We start from the raw sequence: 21,113 nt of genomic DNA, 5'->3' as shown, positions 1-21,113 counted from the left end.
TTATCCTTGACTGTTATACAGTAAATCGAATTTTGAAGTGATATTTCCGCCACCTCAAAGTTCATATAGTTAGTCCATCCCACAGAATCACATAAATATTTATATTCTTCCAATGTTGGAATGTTATTTTTAATCTCATATTTCTTCAAAATGTCCCCTCCCAGAATTCATTTCCACCAATACAAAGTAAATTCGACAAACTTTTATCTAACCCTTCTTACTAACTTAGCACTGTAAATCCCGATTAGCCTCACTCTAATCCTTATATAATAAAGAAAGAGGCTGACGTATAGCCGTCAGCCTCTTTCTTTATTATATATTACGCCTTATGACACTCTGGACAAACGCCATAAATTTCTAAGCGATGACTATTGATAACGAAGCCTGTCGTTTTCGCAGCTTCCTCTTCCAGCTTTTCCAAGCCTCCATAAGGAAAATCAACAATCTTACCACATTTTTCGCAAATCACATGATAATGTTGACTTGTAACATAATCAAATCTACTTGAAGCGTCTCCATAAGTTAATTCCTTTACAAGTCCAACCTCTTTAAACACACGTAAGTTATTATAGACAGTTGCAACACTCATATTTGGAAACTTACCTTCTAATGCTTTATAAATATCATCCGCTGTTGGGTGCGTCATTGATTCCACAAGGTACTCTAAAATAGCATGACGCTGTGGAGTAATGCGTACACCCGTATTTTTCAGCATTTCTAGCGCTTCTTTTAATTCTTCTTTGACCACCGTCATGCACCCCGATTCTATACGGATTATTATTTTATAATTCTTATAAAGAGTGTACTCCTTTTCTTATAAATCGTCAATATTTCTACTATAAGTATGTAGTTTATTTTTATATTCAGGACTTGTTTTTATGTATCTTTCCTTTTTTCTTCATATATTCCATAGAAAAAAGTGCGACATAATCGCACTTGGAATACTATCATCTGAGGAGGTATGCCCTACACTTCCACTTTATGTAAGGGAGTAAAATATGTATAGACACTTGCCTTGTTTCTGCATATTTTATCTCCAATGTAGATTTATTTTATATAAGAAAGAACATCCTCAATATGTCCTTTCACTTTCACTTTACGCCACTCTTTTACAAGTTCACCGTCTTTATTAATAAGGAATGTAGAACGCTCGATTCCCATATACTCTTTCCCAAAGTTCTTTTTTAACTTCCAAACATCGTATAACTCTGCTACTTTATGATCTTCATCTACTAAAAGTGTAAATGGCAATTCATGTTTCTCAATGAATTTCAAATGTCTATTCGCTGAATCAGGACTTACTCCAAGAATAACCGTATCCTTCTCTTGAAATACTCCATACGCATCACGAAAATCACATGCTTCAGTTGTACATCCTGGCGTCATATCTTTCGGATAAAAATAGAGAACTACATTTTTACCGCGGAAATCAGCTAGGCGAACTTCTTCTCCGTTACTTCCCTCTAATGTGAATTCTGGTGCCATTTCTCCTACTGTAATCATAGTTATCACTCCTACTCTTTTCCTTTACTATAACAAATGCTTCCTTATTTTTCATTGTCTATTACAGACCTCATCACAAAAGCAAAAGGGAGTGTATATCCAATTAGCGCTTCTGCGATTGCAATCCATCGCCCAATTCCAATCGGAGATATGTCACCATATCCAACAGACAATAAAGTAACTGCGCTAAAATATAAACAAACTTCGACGAGTTGAAAAGAATGAGCGTTCAAACTTTCTCCGTCCTCTTTCAAAACTGCGAAACCCATTTCCTCTAATACAACGTAACTTAATCCAAATGCGATTAGTACTGTTGTATAGATTAAAAATAATGTGGCCAAATTATAGAGCGAAAAAAAACGCGTTGAATCCGAATAGGAACTCCATAATAATTGGACACTTTTCAAAATAGCGATTGCTGCAATTAATAGAATAAATCCCCATAACATGTCCTCCACCTCATTTTATATGTATGAGGTGGAGAACTGATTTATCCCTTAGAAACGAACAAGCTTCTATAATTAATTACCCGCGCCACGATACCTTTTTACCCCTTGGTTCCAGAGGGTGATTGCAATCGTAAAACAGATAACACCAACAATTGGCGTCGCAAATGCATAACTATTCCATTCTGTTTTTCTTAAAAAGTATGCCGCTGGATATACTCCAACAAATGCAAACGGTAAAACAAACGTTAAAATGAAACGAATTACACGATTATAAATATTAACAGGATAGCGCCCGTAATTACCTATGTTATACATAAGAGGCATAATTGAACTTTTCGCATCCGACCAAAAACCAAGGCTCGCCAACGTAACAAATATCCCTCCATATACAAGTGCTCCTCCTCCTACCATCAATATAAATAAGAAGAAATCATACCAGTAAAAAGATAATTGTAACTCCACAGCTGCATATCCCATTACAACAATCCCTGTAATAGCTCCAATTAAAGATTCAAGTTCCATTCTTTCTAATATAATTTGAAATAGGCTATGGATCGGTCGAGTTAATACACGATCCATCTCCCCTTTAATAATGTATCGATCATTAAAATCCCATATATTAAAGAAAGCTGAAAAGATGGCAAATGGCACTAAAAAGAAACCATAAATAAAGATTACCTCTTCTCGACTCCATCCCTTCAATGCTTGTGTATGCCCAAATACAACGAGAATAAATATTAAATTAACTGCTTGAAGCGATAAATCAGAAAGTAAACCAACGATAAAATCGCCTCGATACTCCAATTTCGTTTTTATATATTGACTTGCATATTGTAAAAATAAGTTTATATATATCATCTCATCATCCCCCTTGTACAATTAGACGTTTTCTCGCCGTTCTCCACATGAGTACAATTGGAATAATAAGTACAATCGCCCAAATCACTTGAAATACTAAAGCCTCATACAACTTACTCCCCTGTATACCTTCAGAAAAAATCATACTTGGAATATAACTAATAGCCTGAAATGGTAAAAACATCATTGCTTTTTGAGCCCATAACGGATAAAAACTAATTGGTAATAATAGACCTGAAAATAAATCAATAACAACGCGTTTTGCATACATAATCCCACTATTATTAAATAGGAAAAACGTAAGCATTCCCGTCATTAAATTAATTTGTGTATTAATAATAAAGCTAAATATTAAAGATAAGAAGAAATATAACCAAGTTTGAAAATTCGTTGTAATTTGTAACGAAAATAATAACGTAACGATAACCATGCCTGGAATGGAAAAGAAGGCAAAACGGAATATTCCCTCACCAAGACCTTGCATAACTTTCATTCCCAAATAGTTATACGGACGAATTAATTCTACAGCCACACGTCCTTCTTGAATCTCCATCGCAATTTCCCTATCTATATTATTAAAATAGAAGGCACGTGCCATCCACGCGATTGCGATATACGTGGTCATTTGCGAAATAGATAAACTTTCAATATTCTCTTTTCCGCTATAAATTGCTTGCCATAAAAAATAGTAAGCACCGATATTAATCGTATAAATTAAAATCCCGCTATAGTAATTTGTACGATACGCAAGCATCATTAAAAAGCGAATTCGAATCATTTCAATATACTTACCCATGCGTAATACCTTCTTCATAAATGTTACGAATAATTTCCTCTGTAGACACTTCGTTAATTTTTAAATCTTTAATTTGAAATGCTTGTACTACTTTAGAAATAAGCATTGAAATAATAACTTCTTCATTCGGAATTTTTGCAATCCATGCATTTTCCTCTTTCGCTTTCGACCAAACGACATGATTATCTGGCATAACCATTGATAAATCCTGATAGGAAACTGGTGCAACAAACTGAAAGTGAATTTCCTTCTCTGCTCCCCACTGCGTACGAAGATTACTTAAAGAACCGTCATACATAATATTCCCTTCATCCAGCATGATAACGCGCTCACATAAAGCTTCAATATCAGTAATATCGTGTGTTGTTAATAAAATTGTTGTTTTATAACGTTCATTCATTTCTTTTAAAAATTCACGTATTTTCAATTTCACAAGTACATCTAACCCAATTGTTGGCTCATCTAAAAATAATAACGGTGGATTATGAATTAAGGCTGCCGCTAATTCACAACGCATCCTTTGACCAAGAGATAATTTTCGAACTGGTTTATCTAATAAAGGCCCTATATCTAACGTTTCAATTACGTGCTCCATATGCTCCTTATACTGAGCGTCTGATACACCGTACACTTTCTTTAATAAACGAAACGATTCTTGTACTGCAATATCCCACCAAAGTTGCGAACGCTGTCCAAAAACAACACCAATTGTTCTTACAAATTCTTCTCTTTGTTTATGCGGGTTCATTCCATTTACTGTGATTTGCCCTGATGTCGGAGTTAAAATCCCCGTAAGCATTTTAATTGTTGTTGATTTACCAGCACCGTTCTCACCGATATAACCAACCATTTCACCTTGCTTTACAGTAAAAGATACATCATTTACTGCTGGTACTATTTTATAATTACGATTTAATAAATCGCGAAATGCACCCTTTAAGCCCGGACGACTTGAATAGGCTGTAAACTCTTTACGTAACCCTTGTACCTCAATTACCGATTTCATAATCGGACCCCCCTCCTAAATGTCACAACGAATAGTTTACCCAACTGCCTGCGCTATCACAAACAATACGTCTTTTCGAAAAACATGTTAGAATAATACATAGATTTTTGTAAGGAGATGAATTGTAGTGAAATTCACAAAGTCAGAAGCATTACATAAAGAAGCTTTAGAGCATATCGTTGGCGGTGTTAATAGTCCTTCTCGTTCTTTTAAAGCAGTTGGCGGCGGCGCTCCTGTTGCTATGGAACGTGGGAAAGGCGCTTATTTCTGGGATGTAGACGGAAATAAATATATCGATTATTTAGCAGCATACGGTCCTATTATTACTGGACATGCTCATCCGCATATAACAAAAGCAATTACAACAGCTGCTGAAAATGGGGTACTTTATGGAACACCAACAGCGCTAGAGGTAAAATTCGCAAAAATGTTAAAAGAAGCAATGCCTGCATTAGATAAAGTCCGTTTCGTAAACTCTGGTACAGAAGCAGTGATGACAACGATTCGTGTTGCTCGTGCTTATACAGGTCGCACAAAAATCATGAAATTCGCTGGTTGTTACCACGGTCATTCTGATTTAGTACTTGTGGCAGCTGGATCTGGTCCTTCTACTTTAGGAACTCCTGACTCAGCTGGCGTACCACAAAGTATTGCACAAGAAGTTATTACCGTTCCATTTAATAATGTAGAAACTTTAAAAGAGGCTTTAGATAAATGGGGTCATGAAGTAGCAGCTATCCTTGTAGAACCAATCGTTGGAAACTTCGGTATTGTAGAGCCTAAACCAGGATTCCTTGAAAAAGTGAATGAACTTGTTCACGAAGCTGGCGCACTAGTAATTTATGATGAAGTTATTACTGCTTTCCGCTTTATGTACGGTGGTGCTCAAGACTTACTTGGTGTGACACCTGACTTAACAGCGCTTGGTAAAGTTATTGGCGGCGGCTTACCAATCGGTGCTTACGGTGGTAAGAAAGAAATTATGGAACAAGTTGCTCCGCTTGGACCTGCATACCAAGCTGGTACAATGGCAGGAAACCCTGCTTCTATGGCATCAGGTATCGCTTGTCTAGAAGTACTTCAACAAGCAGGGCTTTATGAGAAATTAGATGAACTTGGTGCAATGCTTGAAAAAGGAATTTTAGAGCAAGCAGCGAAACATAATATCGACATTACATTAAACCGTCTAAAAGGGGCTTTAACTGTATACTTCACAACAAACACAATTGAAGATTACGATGCCGCACAAGATACAGACGGTGAAATGTTCGGTAAATTCTTCAAGCTTATGCTTCAAGAAGGAGTTAACTTAGCACCTTCTAAATACGAGGCATGGTTCTTAACTACAGAACATACAAAAGAAGATATTGAATATACAATCGAAGCTGTCGGCAGAGCATTTGCTGCCCTAGCAGACAATAAATAATCCCGTCATTAAAAGGAAAAAAGAAAGCTCACCTTTCTTTTTTCCTTTTTTCTATTTCATAAATTCCGTATTAATAGTATAATTATTCATAATTATCTGTTTTATATTCTTTTACAGCATTACTATCTCTGTGTACAAGGTGATTCGCACCTTAAATAGTAAGATTATTCTAACTTTTACAAGAGGGGGGATTGACGGATGCTCAATAAAAAAAATACATGGACACCGTCTTTATTTCGAGATTATAGAAATGCAGAACATGATGCGTGTGGAATCGTTTCCGTTATGGAGAAACGAAAAATTGCTACAAAAGAAAACATTGACCTTTGCATACAATCACTCGTCAAAATGAATCATAGAGCTGGTTTCATTAATGGCGAGGGCGATGGCATCGGCATTCACATTGATGTACCAAAAACGCTTTGGAATGAAAAACTAAAAAGTAGCGGATATAATCCAACGATTGTGGATCATCCCCACTTTATCGTTGGACATTTTTTTCTAAATAAAAAAGAAGACATTACTGCCTTAAAAGATTATATTCGTACAAAGTTAAACAACAAAAACTTTACTATCATTTTCGAAAGTGATGATGTAACAAACTCAGATGCGCTCGGTCCACTTGGTAAACAAGAAGAACCTTTATTTTGGCAAGTTGCCCTTATCGCAGAAAACGAAATTACAAATATTGAGCAAACATTATTTTCTGTCACAATAAAAATAGAGGAAAACGAAGCAATTCATGTTGCTTCATTAAGTCGTGATCATGTTGTATATAAAGTTCTAGGTGCTGGTGATACGCTTGTTGCCTACTATAATGATTTACAACATCCGCTTATCGCTTCAACTATGACATTAGGACATAACCGCTACTCTACTAATACATTATCTAATTTTTTTCGTGTACAACCATTTAGCATTCTCGGACATAATGGTGAAATTAACACAATTGCGAAATTACGCGATCAAGCCGAAATGATTGATGTACCACTTACTGCAGGAGGCAGTGACTCTCAAGATTTAAACCGCACCTTAGAAACCCTACTTGTTCAATACAACTACAGCTTATTTGAAGCAATGGAAATTCTATTCCCACCAATTATTAATGAAATTAAACTTTATGAAACACCTTTACAAGATTTATATACGTATATACGTGAAGCATGGGGACATTTTGCCCAAGGACCAGCTGGCATCATTTCCCGTTTTAAAGATGAAGCTGTTTTCAGCGTTGATTCCCTTGGATTACGCCCAGTATGGAAAGTAGAGACAGAGAGCTCTTATATTTTCTCTTCTGAACCTGGAGTTGTATCACCAACTAAATATGTAGCAGAACCAAAACCACTCGCTCCTGGAGAAAAAGTCGGATTAAAATGGAATGAACAAGATGAACTTGTTCTTTATGAATATGACAAATATCAAATCCAAGTATATAACCGTTTTAAAAAGCGAATTGATACTACCAATTACCATTTAAATTTATCTATCCCTGAAACGAAAAAAATCCAAGGGCTATGTGATTCTGTTCAAGTTGAAACGAAACAATACGTCGCTTTCGGATGGGACCGAGAACATATTCAACTTCTTGAACAGATGGCAACAAAAGGCGTTGAGCCAATACGCTCACTTGGGCATGACTCACCACTTGCCGCACTTGATACTGATAGACGAAATATCGCTGACTTTATTAAAGAAAGTGTAGCTGTTGTTACAAACCCTGCAATTGACCGTGACCGTGAAATTGAACACTTCTCTACACGTACTGTACTTGGAGAGCGTCCAAGTTTATTAAGCGGCGCAAAACGGCCATTTGTAGTTGAAATGCTTTCACCAATTATTTTAGAAGGAAGCGTGGCACAACCTATTGCAGAGGAATTACACACAATTACGTACGAACAACTCATAGAGCTATTTAAAACTCATAACTCTATCGCCACAATCTCTGCTACATTCAGCTCGTCAGAAACTCTACAATGTGCATTAAGCCGCATTAGTTCTGAAGCGATAGCTGCTGTTAACAATGGTGCTTCCCTACTAGTATTAGATGACGCAAAAGCCCATCTAAATGAGCGATTGTGGATTGATCCACATTTAGTTACTGCTAAAGTACATCAAGCATTAAGTGAAAATAAATTACGCCGCAATTGTTCTCTCGTTATACGTTCTGGTGCCCTTCGCTCCTTACATGACATTGTCACGCTATATGGATTAGGAGCAGATGGTATTAATCCATATTTATTATTCGCGACTGTAAATGACGGAACAAAAACACCAATTACGAATCTGTATAATGCACTTAATAAAGGATTAGAAAAAGTCATTTCAACAATTGGAATTCATGAGTTACGTGGTTACGGACGTCTCTATTCATCTATTGGGTTACATGAAGAAATCGCAAATATATTACAGATTACAAATTTCTTCGGTTCAAATGATTTAGCTTTTTCACTTGAATCACTTGCTGAAGATGCAAAAATGCGAGCGGATGATTATAACAATCCTAAAATTAGAATGCGAAAATCATTTCATATATTCCCGCGAATTTGGAAAGCAATCGGCGATGTTGCAAAAGGAAATTCTTATGATGATTACCGTGACAAGTTAAGTGAACTAGAAGAGAATAATCCCATCGCAATCAGACACCTTGTTCAAATGAAACAAACAAAACATGTCGTTCCAACTGAAGAAGTATCTATCGGCATTAAAAACCATGATTTTCCATTTATTATTAGTTCTATGTCATTTGGTTCTCAAAACGAAATTGCCTTTCGCGCATATGCAGAAGCGGCCGATCAGCTAAATATGATTAGCTTGAACGGTGAAGGCGGCGAAATTAAAGATATGATTGGAAAATATCCACATACACGTGGACAACAAGTGGCATCTGGGCGATTTGGAGTAAATGCCGAACTACTAAACTCATCGAACTTAATTGAAATCAAAATCGGTCAAGGCGCAAAGCCTGGGGAAGGTGGGCATTTACCTGGTTCAAAAGTAACAGCCAAAATCGCTGAAGCACGTAATGCGACAATTGGCTCAGATTTAATTTCACCTTCTAATAACCATGATATTTATTCAATTGAAGATTTAGCTCAAATGATTACGGAAATTAAAACAGCTAATCAACTTGCCAAAGTAGCCGTGAAAGTCCCTGTCGTTCCTAATATCGGAACAATTGCTGTCGGTATCGCCAAAGCTGGTGCTGATTTTATTAACATTAGCGGATTCGATGGCGGAACAGGTGCTGCACGTATTCACGCCTTGCAACATGTAGGTCTTCCTGTAGAAATTGGTGTTAAAGCCGCTCACAACGCTTTATTAGAAGCGAGCATGAGACATAAAGTAGAGATTTGGGCAGATGGTGGTATTCGAAGTGTAAATGATGCCTTGAAAATCATGCTTCTCGGAGCAAACCGTATTGGATTTGGCACACTATCAATGATTGCAATCGGCTGCACTACTTGCCGTGGGTGTCATCTAGATACTTGCCATGTCGGAATTGCGACACAAATCGAGTCTGAAGCTCAAGCAAAGGAACATGGGTTACGCCGCTTCGTCCCACGCGAATTAGAAAGCGCAGTTACTGGCCTGCTAAATTTATTCACCTCTTTCGGTATAGAACTAAAACGATTAACAGGACAGCTTGGGTGTACAAATTTACAAGCAATTGTTGGGCGTTCTGATTTATTAGAGCAAGTTCGAGGCGAAAATTTATTAAACTTACGTAATTTATTACAAATAATAGAACATCCATCTCTTACAACAACAGATGGTGTACCAGAAAAACAATTTAAGACAGTTCATTCCGCTGACTCAAAAGAATTAGTAGGCGTTGGTGTAGAGCAACGAGTTATGGGTGGTCTAGAATCATGTTATCGCGTTCGCAGTAAACTATATGAAGCTACTCAACTTGAACCACTTACATTAAAGTATACGAATGGTTCTATTCCCGGAAATGGGTTAGGCGCTTACAATAGTGAAAATTTATTTATACACGTAAATGGCGGCGCACAAGATGGCATTGGTAAAACTTCCTTTGGTGGTGGGATTTATATAACGAAATCAAAAGGAAAAGACGGAGTATATTATAACGGTTCTGTCGGAAAAGGATTTGGATATGGTGCACAAAAAGGGGCACTATACGTGCAAGGGAACGCTGATGCTCGCGCTGGCATTCGCCTTTCTGGGGCAGACATGATAATTGGAGGTAGAATAACAAAACCACTCCGTGAAAAAGAGCAAGGAAATATAGGGGCATACTCCAATATTAAAGGTTTTGCTTTTGAATATATGACAAATGGGCGAGCGCTTGTTTTAGGTGACCCTGGTCCATGGATTTGCGCTGGCATGACTGGCGGTGTTGTTTATTTGCGTCATGATTCAAACTTAGGCCTAACAGAACAGGCCTTAAAAAGAAGAATTGCAAAAGGGGCAAATGTTACATTACAACCAATTAGTAAAAATGGTTTGAAAGATGTAACTGAATTATTGCTAGACTATATTCGTGTACTAAACGAACATGAGCAATATGAGGAAGTTGCTTTATTAACAGCATTATTAGATGATATACAGAACCAGTTTTTTGAGATTATCCCGAAAAAAGAACAGGCAGACCCATCTATCTCAACAGAGTAAAATGAGTAATTTTCATTATTAAGAAAAAATTGACGAAGTACGCTTCTCATAGTAATCTATAATAACAATTTGAGACCTGCTGAAATTCAGCAGGTTTTTTTACTAAAAACTGATGTTTAAAAGGAATTAGGAAAAATTATAAAGTGAAACTTTAATTAGCCTACACCAATCGAGCGTTTACCGGCATCTAGCTTCTGATTTTTGAGGCAGTAATCTTACTACTCACAATTAGCGGGATAAAATGAAGACTAATTTCTTTTAACGTCACTAAAATATCACTTGCTAACATATTGTAATGAATGTATAGTATCATGTTGTACATTCATTATGACAAGAGAAAGGATCTTATTAAGGGTATGAAACTTGGTGCTCGCATTTTAAAAACGGGTATTGCCATCACGTTAGCTTTATTTGCTTGTATTTTACTTCAATTACCGAGTCCAGTATTTGCGGGAATTTCAGCTATCTTTGCTGTTCAACCGTCTGTATACCGTTCTTATTTAACAGCACTTGAACAAATTCAAGCAAATGTAATTGGTGCGATATTTGCTATCGCATTTGCTACTGCTTTTGGACATAATCCTTTTATTATTGGATTAACATGTATATTAGTAATTGCTCTTACATTACAATTACGATTAGAAAACACAATATCAATTGCTTTAGTAACAGTTATCGCCATTATGGAGTATCAAGGCGAAGATTTCTTTAGTTTTGCCTTACTTCGATTTGCGACGATTATGATTGGTATTATTGCGGCTTCACTTGTAAATTTAGTATTTATGCCGCCAAAATATGAAACAAAACTTTATCATCGTATCGTTGATAATACAGAAGAAATTGTAAAATGGATTCGAATGAATAGCAGGCAGGCTTCTGATTTTACAACGCTAAAAACTGATATTGATCGTATGAAAGAAAAAATGATCAAACTAAATCATTACTATTTGCTGTATAAAGAAGAAAGAAGCTATACGAAAAAAGTAAAGTTCGCAAAAATTCGTAAGCTCGTTTTATTCAGACAAATGTTAGCGACAACAAGCCGTGCTTTAAGTACGTTAAAATCATTACACCGTACTGAAAATGAACTGCGCTATATGCCAGAAGAATTTCAGGAATCTATCCAAAACGAACTTGACTCATTAACGCATTATCATGAACAAGTTTTATTAAAATTTATTGGTAAAGCAAAAAAACAACAATCAGTTGAAATGCTTGATGAAGTTGAAACAGGTAAACAAGAATTAATTGATATCTTTATGGAATATCAAAATAAAGACGATGAAGAAGCATATAAAACATGGTTACATCTCTTTCCTCTTATTTCTTCCATCATTAACTATAGTGAAGAAGTAGAGCATTTAGATTTGCTTGTAGATAGCTTCTACACATATCATAAACCAGAAAAAGAACTCCAAATCGATGATAAAAAAGAAGACGAATAAAAAAACAGCTCCTTTTATGCTAAAGGAGCTGTTTCTGTTATATGTTGAAGTTGATATAAATTGTAATAAAATCCTCTTTTTCGCATTAACTCTTCATGAGAACCAGTCTCTTTAATCTCACCGTCTTCAATGTAAATAATCGTATCAACATGCGTAATCGTCGCTAATCGATGTGCGATTATAATCGTTGTCCGGTCAGCAGCTAACGTCTGAAGCGCCTCTTGAATATACCTTTCATTTTCTAAATCTAATGCTGAAGTTGCTTCATCTAATATAAGTACCGACGGATTCTTTAGAAACACTCGTGCAATTGCCACGCGTTGTCTTTGCCCGCCTGATAGCTTCACACCACGTTCTCCAACGACAGTATTATAACCATCTGGTAAGTCTATAATAAAATCATGAATTTGCGCAGCTTTGGCAGCTGCAATCACTTCTTTCTCTGTAGCTTTCGGATTTCCATATAAAATATTAGCTCCAATTGTATCGCTAAACAATAAATTATCCTGCAGTACAATTCCAATATGACTACGCAAATTTCTCATATTGTACTTTCTTACATCTATGCCATCTACATAAACCGCGCCTTCAGAAACATCATAGAAACGCGGGATCAAACTAGCAAGAGATGACTTCCCTCCCCCACTCGCTCCTACAAGCGCTACTTTCTCTCCAGGCTGCATAGTTAATGACAAGTTGTGTAATATCTCTTTTTCATCTGCATTATAACGAAAAGAAACATTGTCAAATACAATTTCTCCATTTAATTTTTTCGTTTGTACCGCATTTGGTACATTAACAATATCGTATTTTTCATCTAACAGTTCAAACACACGGTCCATCGATGCAAAAGATTGTGTTAATGTTGTAGATGAATTAACAAGGCGGCGAAGCGGACTATATAAACTATCCATATATCCAACAAAAGCTACCATCGTTCCTAGCGTTAACTGCCCTTGAATTACTTCATATGCTGCAAAACCAATCACAAGTAACGGACCTAAATCGGTTAACGTATTTACTGCCGAAAATGTTCTTGCCGTCCAACTTGTATGGGTTAATGCTTTCGTTAAAAATTCATTATTTCTTTTTTCAAACTGCTTCCCCTCATACTCTTCTAACGCAAAGCTACGTGTCACTTGCATTCCTTGAATACGTTCATGCAAATACCCTTGCATCGTCGCTAATGCTTGTGAACGCTCTTTCGTCAATTTCCGAAGACGTCCGAAAAAATATTTCACTGCAATTACATAAATAGGTAAAATCAATAACGCAACAAATGTTAATTTTATATTCATAGAAAACATAACAATGATAGCAATAGCAATTGTTGCAGTATCTAACCAGACGTTCATCAAACCAGTAATTACAAAATCCTTCGTTTGTTCTACATCATGGATGACACGCGAAATAATCTCCCCTGTTTTTGTATTGGAGTAATAACGTAAACTTAACTTTTGTAAGTGACCGAAAATATGCTTCCGCAAATCATACAGTATTGTATTTGCGATACGTTGGGCGAAATATTGACGATAATATTCAATCGGTGGTCTTAATACCGCAAAAATAAAAAAAGCAATTCCAATCGCTGTTATTAATTGAGATGTTTTATCTTGAAGTGAGCCCGCGCCTTGAATTACATCATCGATAATATACTTTAATAACCACGGCATAATAAGTGGGATACCGAACTTAACTAGTCCAATAATAATTGTAATAGCAATAAGCCATCGATATGGTTTAACAAATTGTAAATATCTTTTTATGCCTTGCACATAATCCCCCCTCTAATAGGACAAACCTGCCGGGAAGCCCCCTGCAGGTTTGTTTTAATTTCTGTACATTAAATATCGTTCATACCACATATCTACGAAATCTGGTGCAAATGGACCTTTTCTTTGATGAATCCACTGTGTTAAATGTGCTACATTTCGTTTTAAAATTGTATCAATAACAGGTGGATACTGCATAATTTGACTATGTTTTTCATACTCATCTTCATCTAGAAGCGTATATGTCATGTCTGGATATACTTTAATATCTAAATCATAATCAATATACTTTAATGCTTCAGGATCATACGCAAAAGGTGAGCTTAAATTACAATAATAATATACGCCATCTTCCCTAAGCATCCCAATCACATTAAACCAATAGTTGGCATGAAAATAACAAATTGCTGGTTCACGAGTAATCCATGTTCGGCCATCCGATTCTGTAACTACTGTACGATCATTCGCTCCGATTACAAGACTCTGTGTCCCTTTTAAAATTGTTGTTTCTTCCCACATTCTATGAATGGAGCCATTATGTTTATAACTATGTATTTGTACTTTTTCTCCTTCTTTGGGAAATCCCATATATGCTCCCTTCTTTCAACTGCAAATGCCCTTTGAACGGCATTCACTTTTTTTCTATTATAACTTTTTTGTCGAAATTTTAAAACTAAAGGGATAAGACTCTATTTTTCAAACTGAATATGCAGGAGGTTTATCGTTGAATACTATGCCCCAACTCTTCTTAAGAGATAAGGATTGTACTGCATTATTTATAAGCGAGGACATGTAATAGAAAAAGCCCTTCTCTATTTCCATACAAAGAAGGACTTTTCACCTGAAGATAACAATATATCTTATCCTAAATTTGAAATCATTTTTTCAGTTGCAAAAGATTGAATTACACTATTCGTTTGTTCTTCAAATTTCTCATGTAACATCTTCAAAGCTACTTCTGTTCTATATATTTCCTGGCGGATAAAATGCAGTTCTTTTTTATCGCACGTATCTTTTTCATTCATTTCGATTTGTTGATACTTCTCTAGATGTGCTTGTAACTTTAACAACTCATCCATCGTCTCTAATTGCTCCCCTACCAACTTATCAAAATCGTTCATTACTTACCCCCTTTTGGACTTATTCATCAGTTATTATTCCTAATTACATAATTCTAATTGTTAACTTCCTTCTCCTTTGACTACATTTGTTGACTTATTAGAAGTTATGTCGTTCGCTTTCTTTTCATTACAACGATCCACGCAAAAAGAAAACACTTCTCCCGAATTAGAGAAGTGTTTTTCTTTCATTACTGATTTGAGCTAGAAGATTGTGATTGTTTTGCAGCTGACTTAGCATTTTGTTTTTTCACAGCATGCACGTCTGTTTCAGTTGCAAATTCTGTACCATAACTAGCGTTTGCACTTTGTGCACCAGAAGCTTGTGCTTTCTTTGCTTCTGATTGTGCGTTTGCTTGTTTTACTGCTTGTACATTTGTTTCAGTCGCAAACTCTGTACCATAACTAGCATTTGTACTTTGAATGCTAGCACCAGAAGTTGCCTTGTTATAACCTTGTTGTTTTTTACTCATCTTTCTCACCTCCACAATCAATAATGTAACCAATTCACTTAGAAGCTATCCGTAATTTTCTTTTGAATAATTTCCGCATATATCTTTTGTTACTTATTCAAACTATAAGAAATGGAGGTGGAAATATGTATATAGGACGCGATATGACTGAACTAACGATGATTTCAAAAAATGAATGGAAAGAAGATGAATTAGCTTATTTTCATCACTCACTACAACAGGTTCTGCCTTATTTAAATGTAGAAGGGCAAAGTATTTACAAAGAAATTGTAGTAGAAATCGAATCAAGAGGCGGCTTACAAGAAGGTGAAGCTAGTTGGACTCATGGGACAAAAATTTCTTACGATTAAAAAAGTGTTCCCTAGATTGGGAACACTTTTTTATTTATTGCATTGTAATTTTCTCCACACAATTTTCATAAATAGTACGGTGTGATTTTGAGAAAGGTAATTGCTCAAATACCTCTTTTGATACAAATTTTAATGTATCTGTATCAACAATATTACCTGTTACTTTTCCGTAAAATACAAATATATCCCAAGTACGATGTGTAAACGTATGTTGTACATTCATTGCGTATTCATCAATAAAAACCTCGAGCTCAAATTTTTCTTTCATATAATCTATAAGCTGTTCCTTCTGATTTCGAATACTTTCTCCAAGTTCCACATTCGGAAACTCCCACATGTTAGCTAACAAACCTGTACTTGGACGTTTATTAATAACGTAACGACCGTCTTCAGTTTGAAGTACACCTGCAACAATAGGTACCATTTTAGGAGCTTTCGCTTTACTTTTTACTGGTAATTCTTTTTGAACACCTTCAGCATACCCTCTGCAATGTTCACGTACAGGACAAAGTAAGCATGCTGGATTTTTCGGAATACAAATTAGTGCACCTAATTCCATCAAACCTTGATTAAAATAAGATGGATTTTCAATCGAAATAATTTCACGCACAATCTCTTCAAAAACTTTTCGAGTCTTTGGTTTTGCAATATCATCCCATACTGATAAAATACGAGATAATACACGCATAACATTTCCATCAACTGCCGGCTCTGGTATACCATATGCGATACTTAAAATAGCACCTTTTGTATATGGTCCGACTCCTTTTAACTTTTCAATTTTCTTTACATCACTTGGTACAACTCCGCCGTATACTTCTTTTACCTCTTTTACTGCCGCATGTAAATTACGTGCTCTAGAATAATATCCTAAACCTTCCCATGCTTTTAATACTTCTTCATCATCTGCGTTCGCTAACGCTTCAAGTGTAGGAAACTTCCCCATAAAATTTGCGTAATATGGTTTTACAGCTTCTACTCTTGTTTGCTGTAACATAATTTCAGAAACCCAAACGCGGTATGGATCTTTATTCTTTCTCCATGGTAAGTCGCGCTGTTCTTCTTCAAACCAACCAATTAAATCATTTTGAAACTGCTCTATATTAAAATTGTTTAGTATTTCAAGTGTCAAACTTGATCCCCCTCATTTTTTTGCATATAAGTACTATTATAAAGATTTTAGGAAAAAATTTAAGTAAGATGATACAGGAAATAGAAGGCAAAGGACTTGAGGTATCGAATAAAAAGAGTTACATTAATAAAAAACGGAGGTGGATTTCTATGGACACAGCCACTCACCTTGTTATGGGTATCACTTTAGGTAGCTTAGCAACATTAGATCCAGCCATAGCACAAAGTGATATTGGCCCCCAAGCTGTTATGCTTGCTACAATTGCTGGTTCCAACATTCCTGACATTGACACAGTTTTAAAATTGCGTAATAACGCTAAATATATAAGAAATCATCGTGGGATTACTCATTCTATTCCTGCGGTAATTCTTTGGTCATTCCTTATAAGTGGCATCTCTTTCGCCTTCTTTTCAGACGCTCCATATCTTCATCTACTGCTTTGGTCATTTATTGCTGTCTTCCTTCACGTCTTTGTAGATATTTTCAATGCCTATGGTACACAAGCATTACGGCCTTTCACAAAAAAATGGGTCGCACTCGGCGTGATTAATACATTCGATACCGTAATTTTCTTTATCCATATACTTGCAATTGCTTGCATGGTCGTCGGTTCTCATAAGGGATATACAGCTTTAGCGGCATATATATTAATGATTGTTTACTATATCGGACGGATTATGATGCACAGAAATATAAGAAGCGTTGTACACAAACGTTTCAAAAATGTCGAAAAGATTATCATTTCTCCTTCTTACCGATTTTACCATTACCATTTAGCAATCGTTACGGCTGATTATTACTACGTTGCGAGATGGCACCGTGGTAACATCATGATATATGATAAGTTCGATCGGGTACCGTTCCCAGACAATAATATTATGCGAGCAGCTAAACAAGATGAAAACATCTCGGCCTTTCTATCTTTCTCTCCTGTATATCGCTGGGATATTTTTGATCATGACCATTATTATGAAGTACGATTCATTGATTTACGATATCGAAGTAAAGATTATTATCCATTTGTTGCAATCGTTCAGCTCGACCACAATTTAAATATTATTAGTTCCTATACAGGATGGATCTTTAGTGAAGAAAAGCTTCGAAAAAAACTGGAATTACTTCCACATTAAAAAAAGCGACTTAAGTCGCTTTTTTTAATGTTTCAAATGATCTTCTTGATTAATTAAATGACTATACTTCGGATTATTTGTACGCATTTCATGAAGGCGTACACCATGATTATTAATCCATGATCGTACCACTTGTTCCGTCATTTCATCGCCTTGATAACGACCTGATTTTGCATAAGTTGTTTGAAAATCTTCCCATAGTAACTCAACCCACGCACGAGCTTGTGCGTAAGAAAGCTTGTCATTCTTGTCTAATAATTCTTTCGTTAATGTTTCATAAATATCATTCATATTATAATCTCCTTTTACCTATTTATCCCTTCATTTCTAAAGGATAGTTTCTTCAATTTTGCACATTCTATAATTGATACTTCTTAAAGAGGTATCAACCGATAATGAGGAGGGCGTTCGTAATGGGTAAACAAGCCGAATTTTGGTCTGAGTCAAAAAACAACAGCAAAATCGACGGTCAACCGAAAGCGAAATCACGCTTCGCTTCGAAACGACCTAACGGCACAATTAACACGCACCCACAAGAACGTATGCGTGCTGCAAATCAGCAGGAAGAGTAGTACAAATTAAATTAACTTCCTACACGAGGTGATAAAGATGAGCTACCGTGATCGCTTAGATAGTCGTTCTGAATTATTTAACCATACGTGGACTCGTCCAAAACATGCGAAAGCGCAAGTTAACGGACAGACGCAACAAACCCAGTCTCTCATTATATTGGCAAATGAATGTAAAAAACGCCAATTTTAGAATCTCCTATCTCCTTTAACGCCTACCAAAGATGAAAACCAGAGAGATATATGCTCTCTGGTTTTTATTTTTCTTGCAATAAGGAAATTGGTATGCCAATCTCTTCATTATCATTTTGCTTATATCCCCAAGCAAATACCCCATTGAAATACGTAATTTTAAATAATACACCAGGTTCTTCTACTAATTCATATGTTTCACCAATACGGAATTTGTTTATATCCGTCATATAAGCACGAGCCATTGCCATTTTTCTCATTAATACATCAAATTCATTGACAATCCCAAGCTGCTCCGCTTTTACTGCTTGCTCCTTCAAAGCGCCAATTTCTTCTCTTAGCTCATGCGGTGTCATTTCACTGTAGCGTTTTGGCATATTCATCTTATTCTCCTCATTCCTCTTCGCGTTTCATTTGCAAAAATATCTCGATTTCATCAATAGAGAATCCTTTTCGATATAACGCTTGTTTCATCTTGTTTTCAAATGTCCATCCATCATGCTTCTTATATTTCTCATAATATTTATTCCCATGATAGTGTAACGCTTCTTGTTGCTTTTCGTCATCTTTTTCGTCTTTCAATTCTTCCAAACAAATTTGAATTACTTCTCTAGAATATCCTTTTCGAACAAGCATCTCATCTAACTTTAGTTTCATTTGTAAAAAAGAATGTTTTTGATAAGATTTTTTCTTCTTCTCTATGAGAAACAAGGCATTCTCAATTTGCTTTTCCTTCGGATATTCTTGTAAACTATGTGTAATAATTAAATCCTGAACACCTTTATTTAATAACTCTCTTTTAATAACAGTTGGACCTTTTCGATTCACATTACTTTGCGTTCGCGTATATAAAACAGCATACTCTTTATCATTAATATATCGGTCATGTAATAATTTCGAAACGACTTCAGAGATGATGGCCTGTCCCGCTTCTTTTTTTCGTAAAAAATCTTCTATTTCTTGTTTTGTTCTCATTTGATAGGATAAATAGGAGATTGCTTGTAAATATGCTTTTTGCACTTCTTCATTGTACAAAATATTTCCTAACTCGATTTCATCAATTTCTAAGCCTTTTTGTAATCCATGCTTTATTAAGATTACTTGATCCACACTAAATCCGTACTCTTCGCCTTGACCTTTATCAATATAAATATTAAATCGTTCTTTCGATCGTTTTTGTACTTCTATTTTTGTAATGACAGCCATACTCTCACCTCTCTATTATTTTAACATAGTCGAGGAACATTTTTTCTTTTCAAGAATATATATAATGAGGAGGAAATACTTGTGAAAATCGCAATTTCTGGTGGTACAGGCTTTATCGGTAAATCCCTTTCTACTTTTTTTATTCAAAAAGGATATACTGTTTACATTCTCACACGAAAAAAAACTACTGAAACTTCCGATCCTAACCTTCAGTATGTTCAATGGACACCAGATTTACAAACCTTCCCCCTCTCTTCTATTGATGTAGTTATTAATCTAGCGGGAGAGTCTATTAATAGTAGATGGACAAAGCAACAAAAGAAAGCCATTTTAAACAGTAGAATTCAAACAACAAAAGGACTCATTAAACAATTGCAGGGACTCCATACAAAGCCACACACATTTATTAACGCAAGTGCTATTGGATACTATGGAACGTCTGAAATAGAGTCTTTTACAGAACAGCATGAGACTCCTGGAATTGACTTTTTAGCAAATACAGTATATTCATGGGAACAAGAAGCATCTAAAGCACGTTCTCTCGGAATACGAACAATCTACGCAAGATTTGGAGTTGTATTAGGTACAAATGAAGGAGCTCTTCCAAAAATGCTACTTCCCTATCAATTCTATATCGGCGGCACCATTGGTTCTGGGAAGCAATGGTTATCATGGATTCATATAGACGATGTCGTTCGTATGATGGATTTCATCATACACAAAAAAGAAATTGATGGTCCTCTTAATATGACAGCACCAACACCTATAAGAATGAAGGAATTTGGAGAAACCATTGCAACTATAATGAAAAAGCCCCATTGGTTGCCTGTACCTTCTTTTATCATTCAAACTTTATTAGGTGAAATGAGCATACTTGTACTAGAAGGGCAACGTGTATTACCCATTAAAGCAATTGAACATGGATACCAATACACATTTCCAGAAATAGACCATGCATTACAAAATATACTTTCGCATACAATGTAGTACTTCTAAAACACAATTTTACATGGGCTCTTTCAAAACTTTCATTTTCTAGGATCCGAAGCATTA

The 21,113-nt window shown here is 35.8% G+C and carries 23 protein-coding genes (1 of these 23 running past the window's edge); 8 read left to right on the top strand and 15 right to left on the bottom strand.

Annotated features, from left to right (window positions below; translation table 11 throughout):
- From MHB52_RS02725 to MHB52_RS02695, 7 genes are all read right to left on the bottom strand, one after another.
- On the bottom strand, nucleotides 1-149 hold the beginning of the coding sequence (locus MHB52_RS02725; RefSeq protein WP_000759738.1) for a GNAT family N-acetyltransferase. 271 nt of this gene lie to the left of the window's left edge; only the first 149 of its 420 coding nucleotides appear in the window; the start codon lies at nucleotides 147-149; its stop codon lies off the left edge, out of view.
- Between the two features lie 170 nt (nucleotides 150-319).
- The gene (gene perR / locus MHB52_RS02720; RefSeq protein ID WP_000237829.1) at nucleotides 320-748 is read right to left on the bottom strand and encodes a peroxide-responsive transcriptional repressor PerR; all 429 of its coding nucleotides are present in this window, start codon (nucleotides 746-748) and stop codon (nucleotides 320-322) included.
- A 299-nt stretch (nucleotides 749-1,047) separates the two neighbouring features.
- Entirely contained in the window at nucleotides 1,048-1,503 is a 456-nt protein-coding gene (gene bcp / locus MHB52_RS02715) for a thioredoxin-dependent thiol peroxidase (RefSeq protein WP_000633710.1), read from the bottom strand.
- 44 nt (nucleotides 1,504-1,547) lie between these two features.
- The gene (locus MHB52_RS02710; RefSeq protein WP_000964343.1) at nucleotides 1,548-1,952 is read right to left on the bottom strand and encodes a potassium channel family protein; all 405 of its coding nucleotides are present in this window, start codon (nucleotides 1,950-1,952) and stop codon (nucleotides 1,548-1,550) included.
- A gap of 72 nt (nucleotides 1,953-2,024) precedes the next feature.
- Nucleotides 2,025-2,810 carry an ABC transporter permease gene (locus MHB52_RS02705; protein ID WP_000639388.1) on the bottom strand — a complete coding sequence of 262 codons (786 nt, stop codon included), beginning with the start codon at nucleotides 2,808-2,810 and terminating at the stop codon, nucleotides 2,025-2,027.
- Nucleotides 2,811-2,814: 4 nt separating this feature from the next.
- On the bottom strand, nucleotides 2,815-3,606 hold the full coding sequence (locus tag MHB52_RS02700) for an ABC transporter permease (RefSeq protein ID WP_000521519.1): 792 nt from the start codon (nucleotides 3,604-3,606) through the stop codon (nucleotides 2,815-2,817).
- Nucleotides 3,599-4,612: an ABC transporter ATP-binding protein gene (locus tag MHB52_RS02695; protein ID WP_016117129.1), complete on the bottom strand. Its 1,014-nt coding sequence runs from the start codon at nucleotides 4,610-4,612 to the stop codon at nucleotides 3,599-3,601. The genes MHB52_RS02700 and MHB52_RS02695 overlap by 8 nt, the downstream gene beginning before the upstream one ends.
- Nucleotides 4,613-4,739: 127 nt before the next feature.
- On the opposite strand from MHB52_RS02695, the gene hemL reads away from it, so the two are divergent.
- The 3 genes from hemL (at nucleotide 4,740) to MHB52_RS02680 (ending at nucleotide 12,118) form a co-directional block, all read left to right on the top strand.
- The gene (hemL, locus tag MHB52_RS02690) at nucleotides 4,740-6,038 is read left to right on the top strand and encodes a glutamate-1-semialdehyde-2,1-aminomutase (RefSeq protein WP_000673236.1); all 1,299 of its coding nucleotides are present in this window, start codon (nucleotides 4,740-4,742) and stop codon (nucleotides 6,036-6,038) included.
- A gap of 198 nt (nucleotides 6,039-6,236) precedes the next feature.
- Nucleotides 6,237-10,673, top strand: a complete 4,437-nt coding sequence (locus MHB52_RS02685; protein ID WP_061663414.1) for a glutamate synthase-related protein — start codon at nucleotides 6,237-6,239, stop codon at nucleotides 10,671-10,673.
- A gap of 356 nt (nucleotides 10,674-11,029) precedes the next feature.
- Complete coding sequence (locus MHB52_RS02680) at nucleotides 11,030-12,118, top strand: aromatic acid exporter family protein (protein WP_000765787.1); 1,089 nt, start codon at nucleotides 11,030-11,032, stop codon at nucleotides 12,116-12,118.
- Between the two features lie 14 nt (nucleotides 12,119-12,132).
- On the opposite strand, the gene MHB52_RS02675 is transcribed toward MHB52_RS02680, so the two are convergent.
- The 4 genes from MHB52_RS02675 to MHB52_RS02660 all read right to left on the bottom strand — a co-directional run bounded on the left by MHB52_RS02675 (nucleotide 12,133) and on the right by MHB52_RS02660 (nucleotide 15,481).
- Complete coding sequence (locus MHB52_RS02675; RefSeq protein ID WP_001161595.1) at nucleotides 12,133-13,893, bottom strand: ABC transporter ATP-binding protein; 1,761 nt, start codon at nucleotides 13,891-13,893, stop codon at nucleotides 12,133-12,135.
- A gap of 54 nt (nucleotides 13,894-13,947) precedes the next feature.
- A complete protein-coding gene (gene ntdP / locus MHB52_RS02670; RefSeq protein WP_000506624.1) occupies nucleotides 13,948-14,478 on the bottom strand; it encodes a nucleoside tri-diphosphate phosphatase in 531 nt (176 codons plus the stop codon).
- A gap of 272 nt (nucleotides 14,479-14,750) precedes the next feature.
- Nucleotides 14,751-15,011 carry a YgaB family protein gene (locus MHB52_RS02665; RefSeq protein WP_000997575.1) on the bottom strand — a complete coding sequence of 87 codons (261 nt, stop codon included), beginning with the start codon at nucleotides 15,009-15,011 and terminating at the stop codon, nucleotides 14,751-14,753.
- 188 nt (nucleotides 15,012-15,199) lie between these two features.
- Complete coding sequence (locus MHB52_RS02660) at nucleotides 15,200-15,481, bottom strand: gamma-type small acid-soluble spore protein (protein WP_000039035.1); 282 nt, start codon at nucleotides 15,479-15,481, stop codon at nucleotides 15,200-15,202.
- 125 nt (nucleotides 15,482-15,606) lie between these two features.
- Between MHB52_RS02660 and MHB52_RS02655 the strand changes: the two genes are divergently transcribed.
- The gene (locus MHB52_RS02655; RefSeq protein WP_000275436.1) at nucleotides 15,607-15,831 is read left to right on the top strand and encodes a hypothetical protein; all 225 of its coding nucleotides are present in this window, start codon (nucleotides 15,607-15,609) and stop codon (nucleotides 15,829-15,831) included.
- Between the two features lie 34 nt (nucleotides 15,832-15,865).
- Here the strand turns inward: MHB52_RS02655 and mutY are convergent, their stop codons facing one another.
- On the bottom strand, nucleotides 15,866-16,963 hold the full coding sequence (gene mutY, locus MHB52_RS02650; protein WP_000171390.1) for an A/G-specific adenine glycosylase: 1,098 nt from the start codon (nucleotides 16,961-16,963) through the stop codon (nucleotides 15,866-15,868).
- A 149-nt stretch (nucleotides 16,964-17,112) separates the two neighbouring features.
- On the opposite strand from mutY, the gene MHB52_RS02645 reads away from it, so the two are divergent.
- Complete coding sequence (locus MHB52_RS02645; RefSeq protein ID WP_061663412.1) at nucleotides 17,113-18,093, top strand: metal-dependent hydrolase; 981 nt, start codon at nucleotides 17,113-17,115, stop codon at nucleotides 18,091-18,093.
- A 24-nt stretch (nucleotides 18,094-18,117) separates the two neighbouring features.
- On the opposite strand, the gene MHB52_RS02640 is transcribed toward MHB52_RS02645, so the two are convergent.
- Nucleotides 18,118-18,384 carry a YfhJ family protein gene (locus tag MHB52_RS02640; protein WP_000998166.1) on the bottom strand — a complete coding sequence of 89 codons (267 nt, stop codon included), beginning with the start codon at nucleotides 18,382-18,384 and terminating at the stop codon, nucleotides 18,118-18,120.
- A gap of 122 nt (nucleotides 18,385-18,506) precedes the next feature.
- Between MHB52_RS02640 and MHB52_RS02635 the strand changes: the two genes are divergently transcribed.
- On the top strand, nucleotides 18,507-18,665 hold the full coding sequence (locus tag MHB52_RS02635; protein WP_000517891.1) for a small, acid-soluble spore protein K: 159 nt from the start codon (nucleotides 18,507-18,509) through the stop codon (nucleotides 18,663-18,665).
- Between the two features lie 37 nt (nucleotides 18,666-18,702).
- The gene (locus MHB52_RS02630) at nucleotides 18,703-18,855 is read left to right on the top strand and encodes a YpzG family protein (protein WP_000122093.1); all 153 of its coding nucleotides are present in this window, start codon (nucleotides 18,703-18,705) and stop codon (nucleotides 18,853-18,855) included.
- A gap of 64 nt (nucleotides 18,856-18,919) precedes the next feature.
- Here MHB52_RS02630 and MHB52_RS02625 read toward each other — a convergent pair whose 3' ends face one another.
- Nucleotides 18,920-19,237: a YfhH family protein gene (locus MHB52_RS02625; RefSeq protein WP_001057024.1), complete on the bottom strand. Its 318-nt coding sequence runs from the start codon at nucleotides 19,235-19,237 to the stop codon at nucleotides 18,920-18,922.
- 10 nt (nucleotides 19,238-19,247) lie between these two features.
- Nucleotides 19,248-20,060: a recombination regulator RecX gene (recX, locus tag MHB52_RS02620; RefSeq protein ID WP_000268500.1), complete on the bottom strand. Its 813-nt coding sequence runs from the start codon at nucleotides 20,058-20,060 to the stop codon at nucleotides 19,248-19,250.
- 81 nt (nucleotides 20,061-20,141) lie between these two features.
- Here recX and MHB52_RS02615 point away from each other — a divergent pair, with 81 nt between their 5' ends.
- Nucleotides 20,142-21,047, top strand: a complete 906-nt coding sequence (locus MHB52_RS02615) for a TIGR01777 family oxidoreductase (protein WP_044795655.1) — start codon at nucleotides 20,142-20,144, stop codon at nucleotides 21,045-21,047.
- Nucleotides 21,048-21,113: the final 66 nt, after the last annotated feature.

The organism is Bacillus sp. FSL K6-0073 (assembly GCF_038006085.1).
GTDB classification, from domain to species: Bacteria; Bacillota; Bacilli; order Bacillales; family Bacillaceae_G; genus Bacillus_A; species Bacillus_A cereus.
The sequence above is the reverse complement of the archived record's forward strand: the minus strand, read 5'-3'. Positions and strand labels throughout refer to the sequence as shown.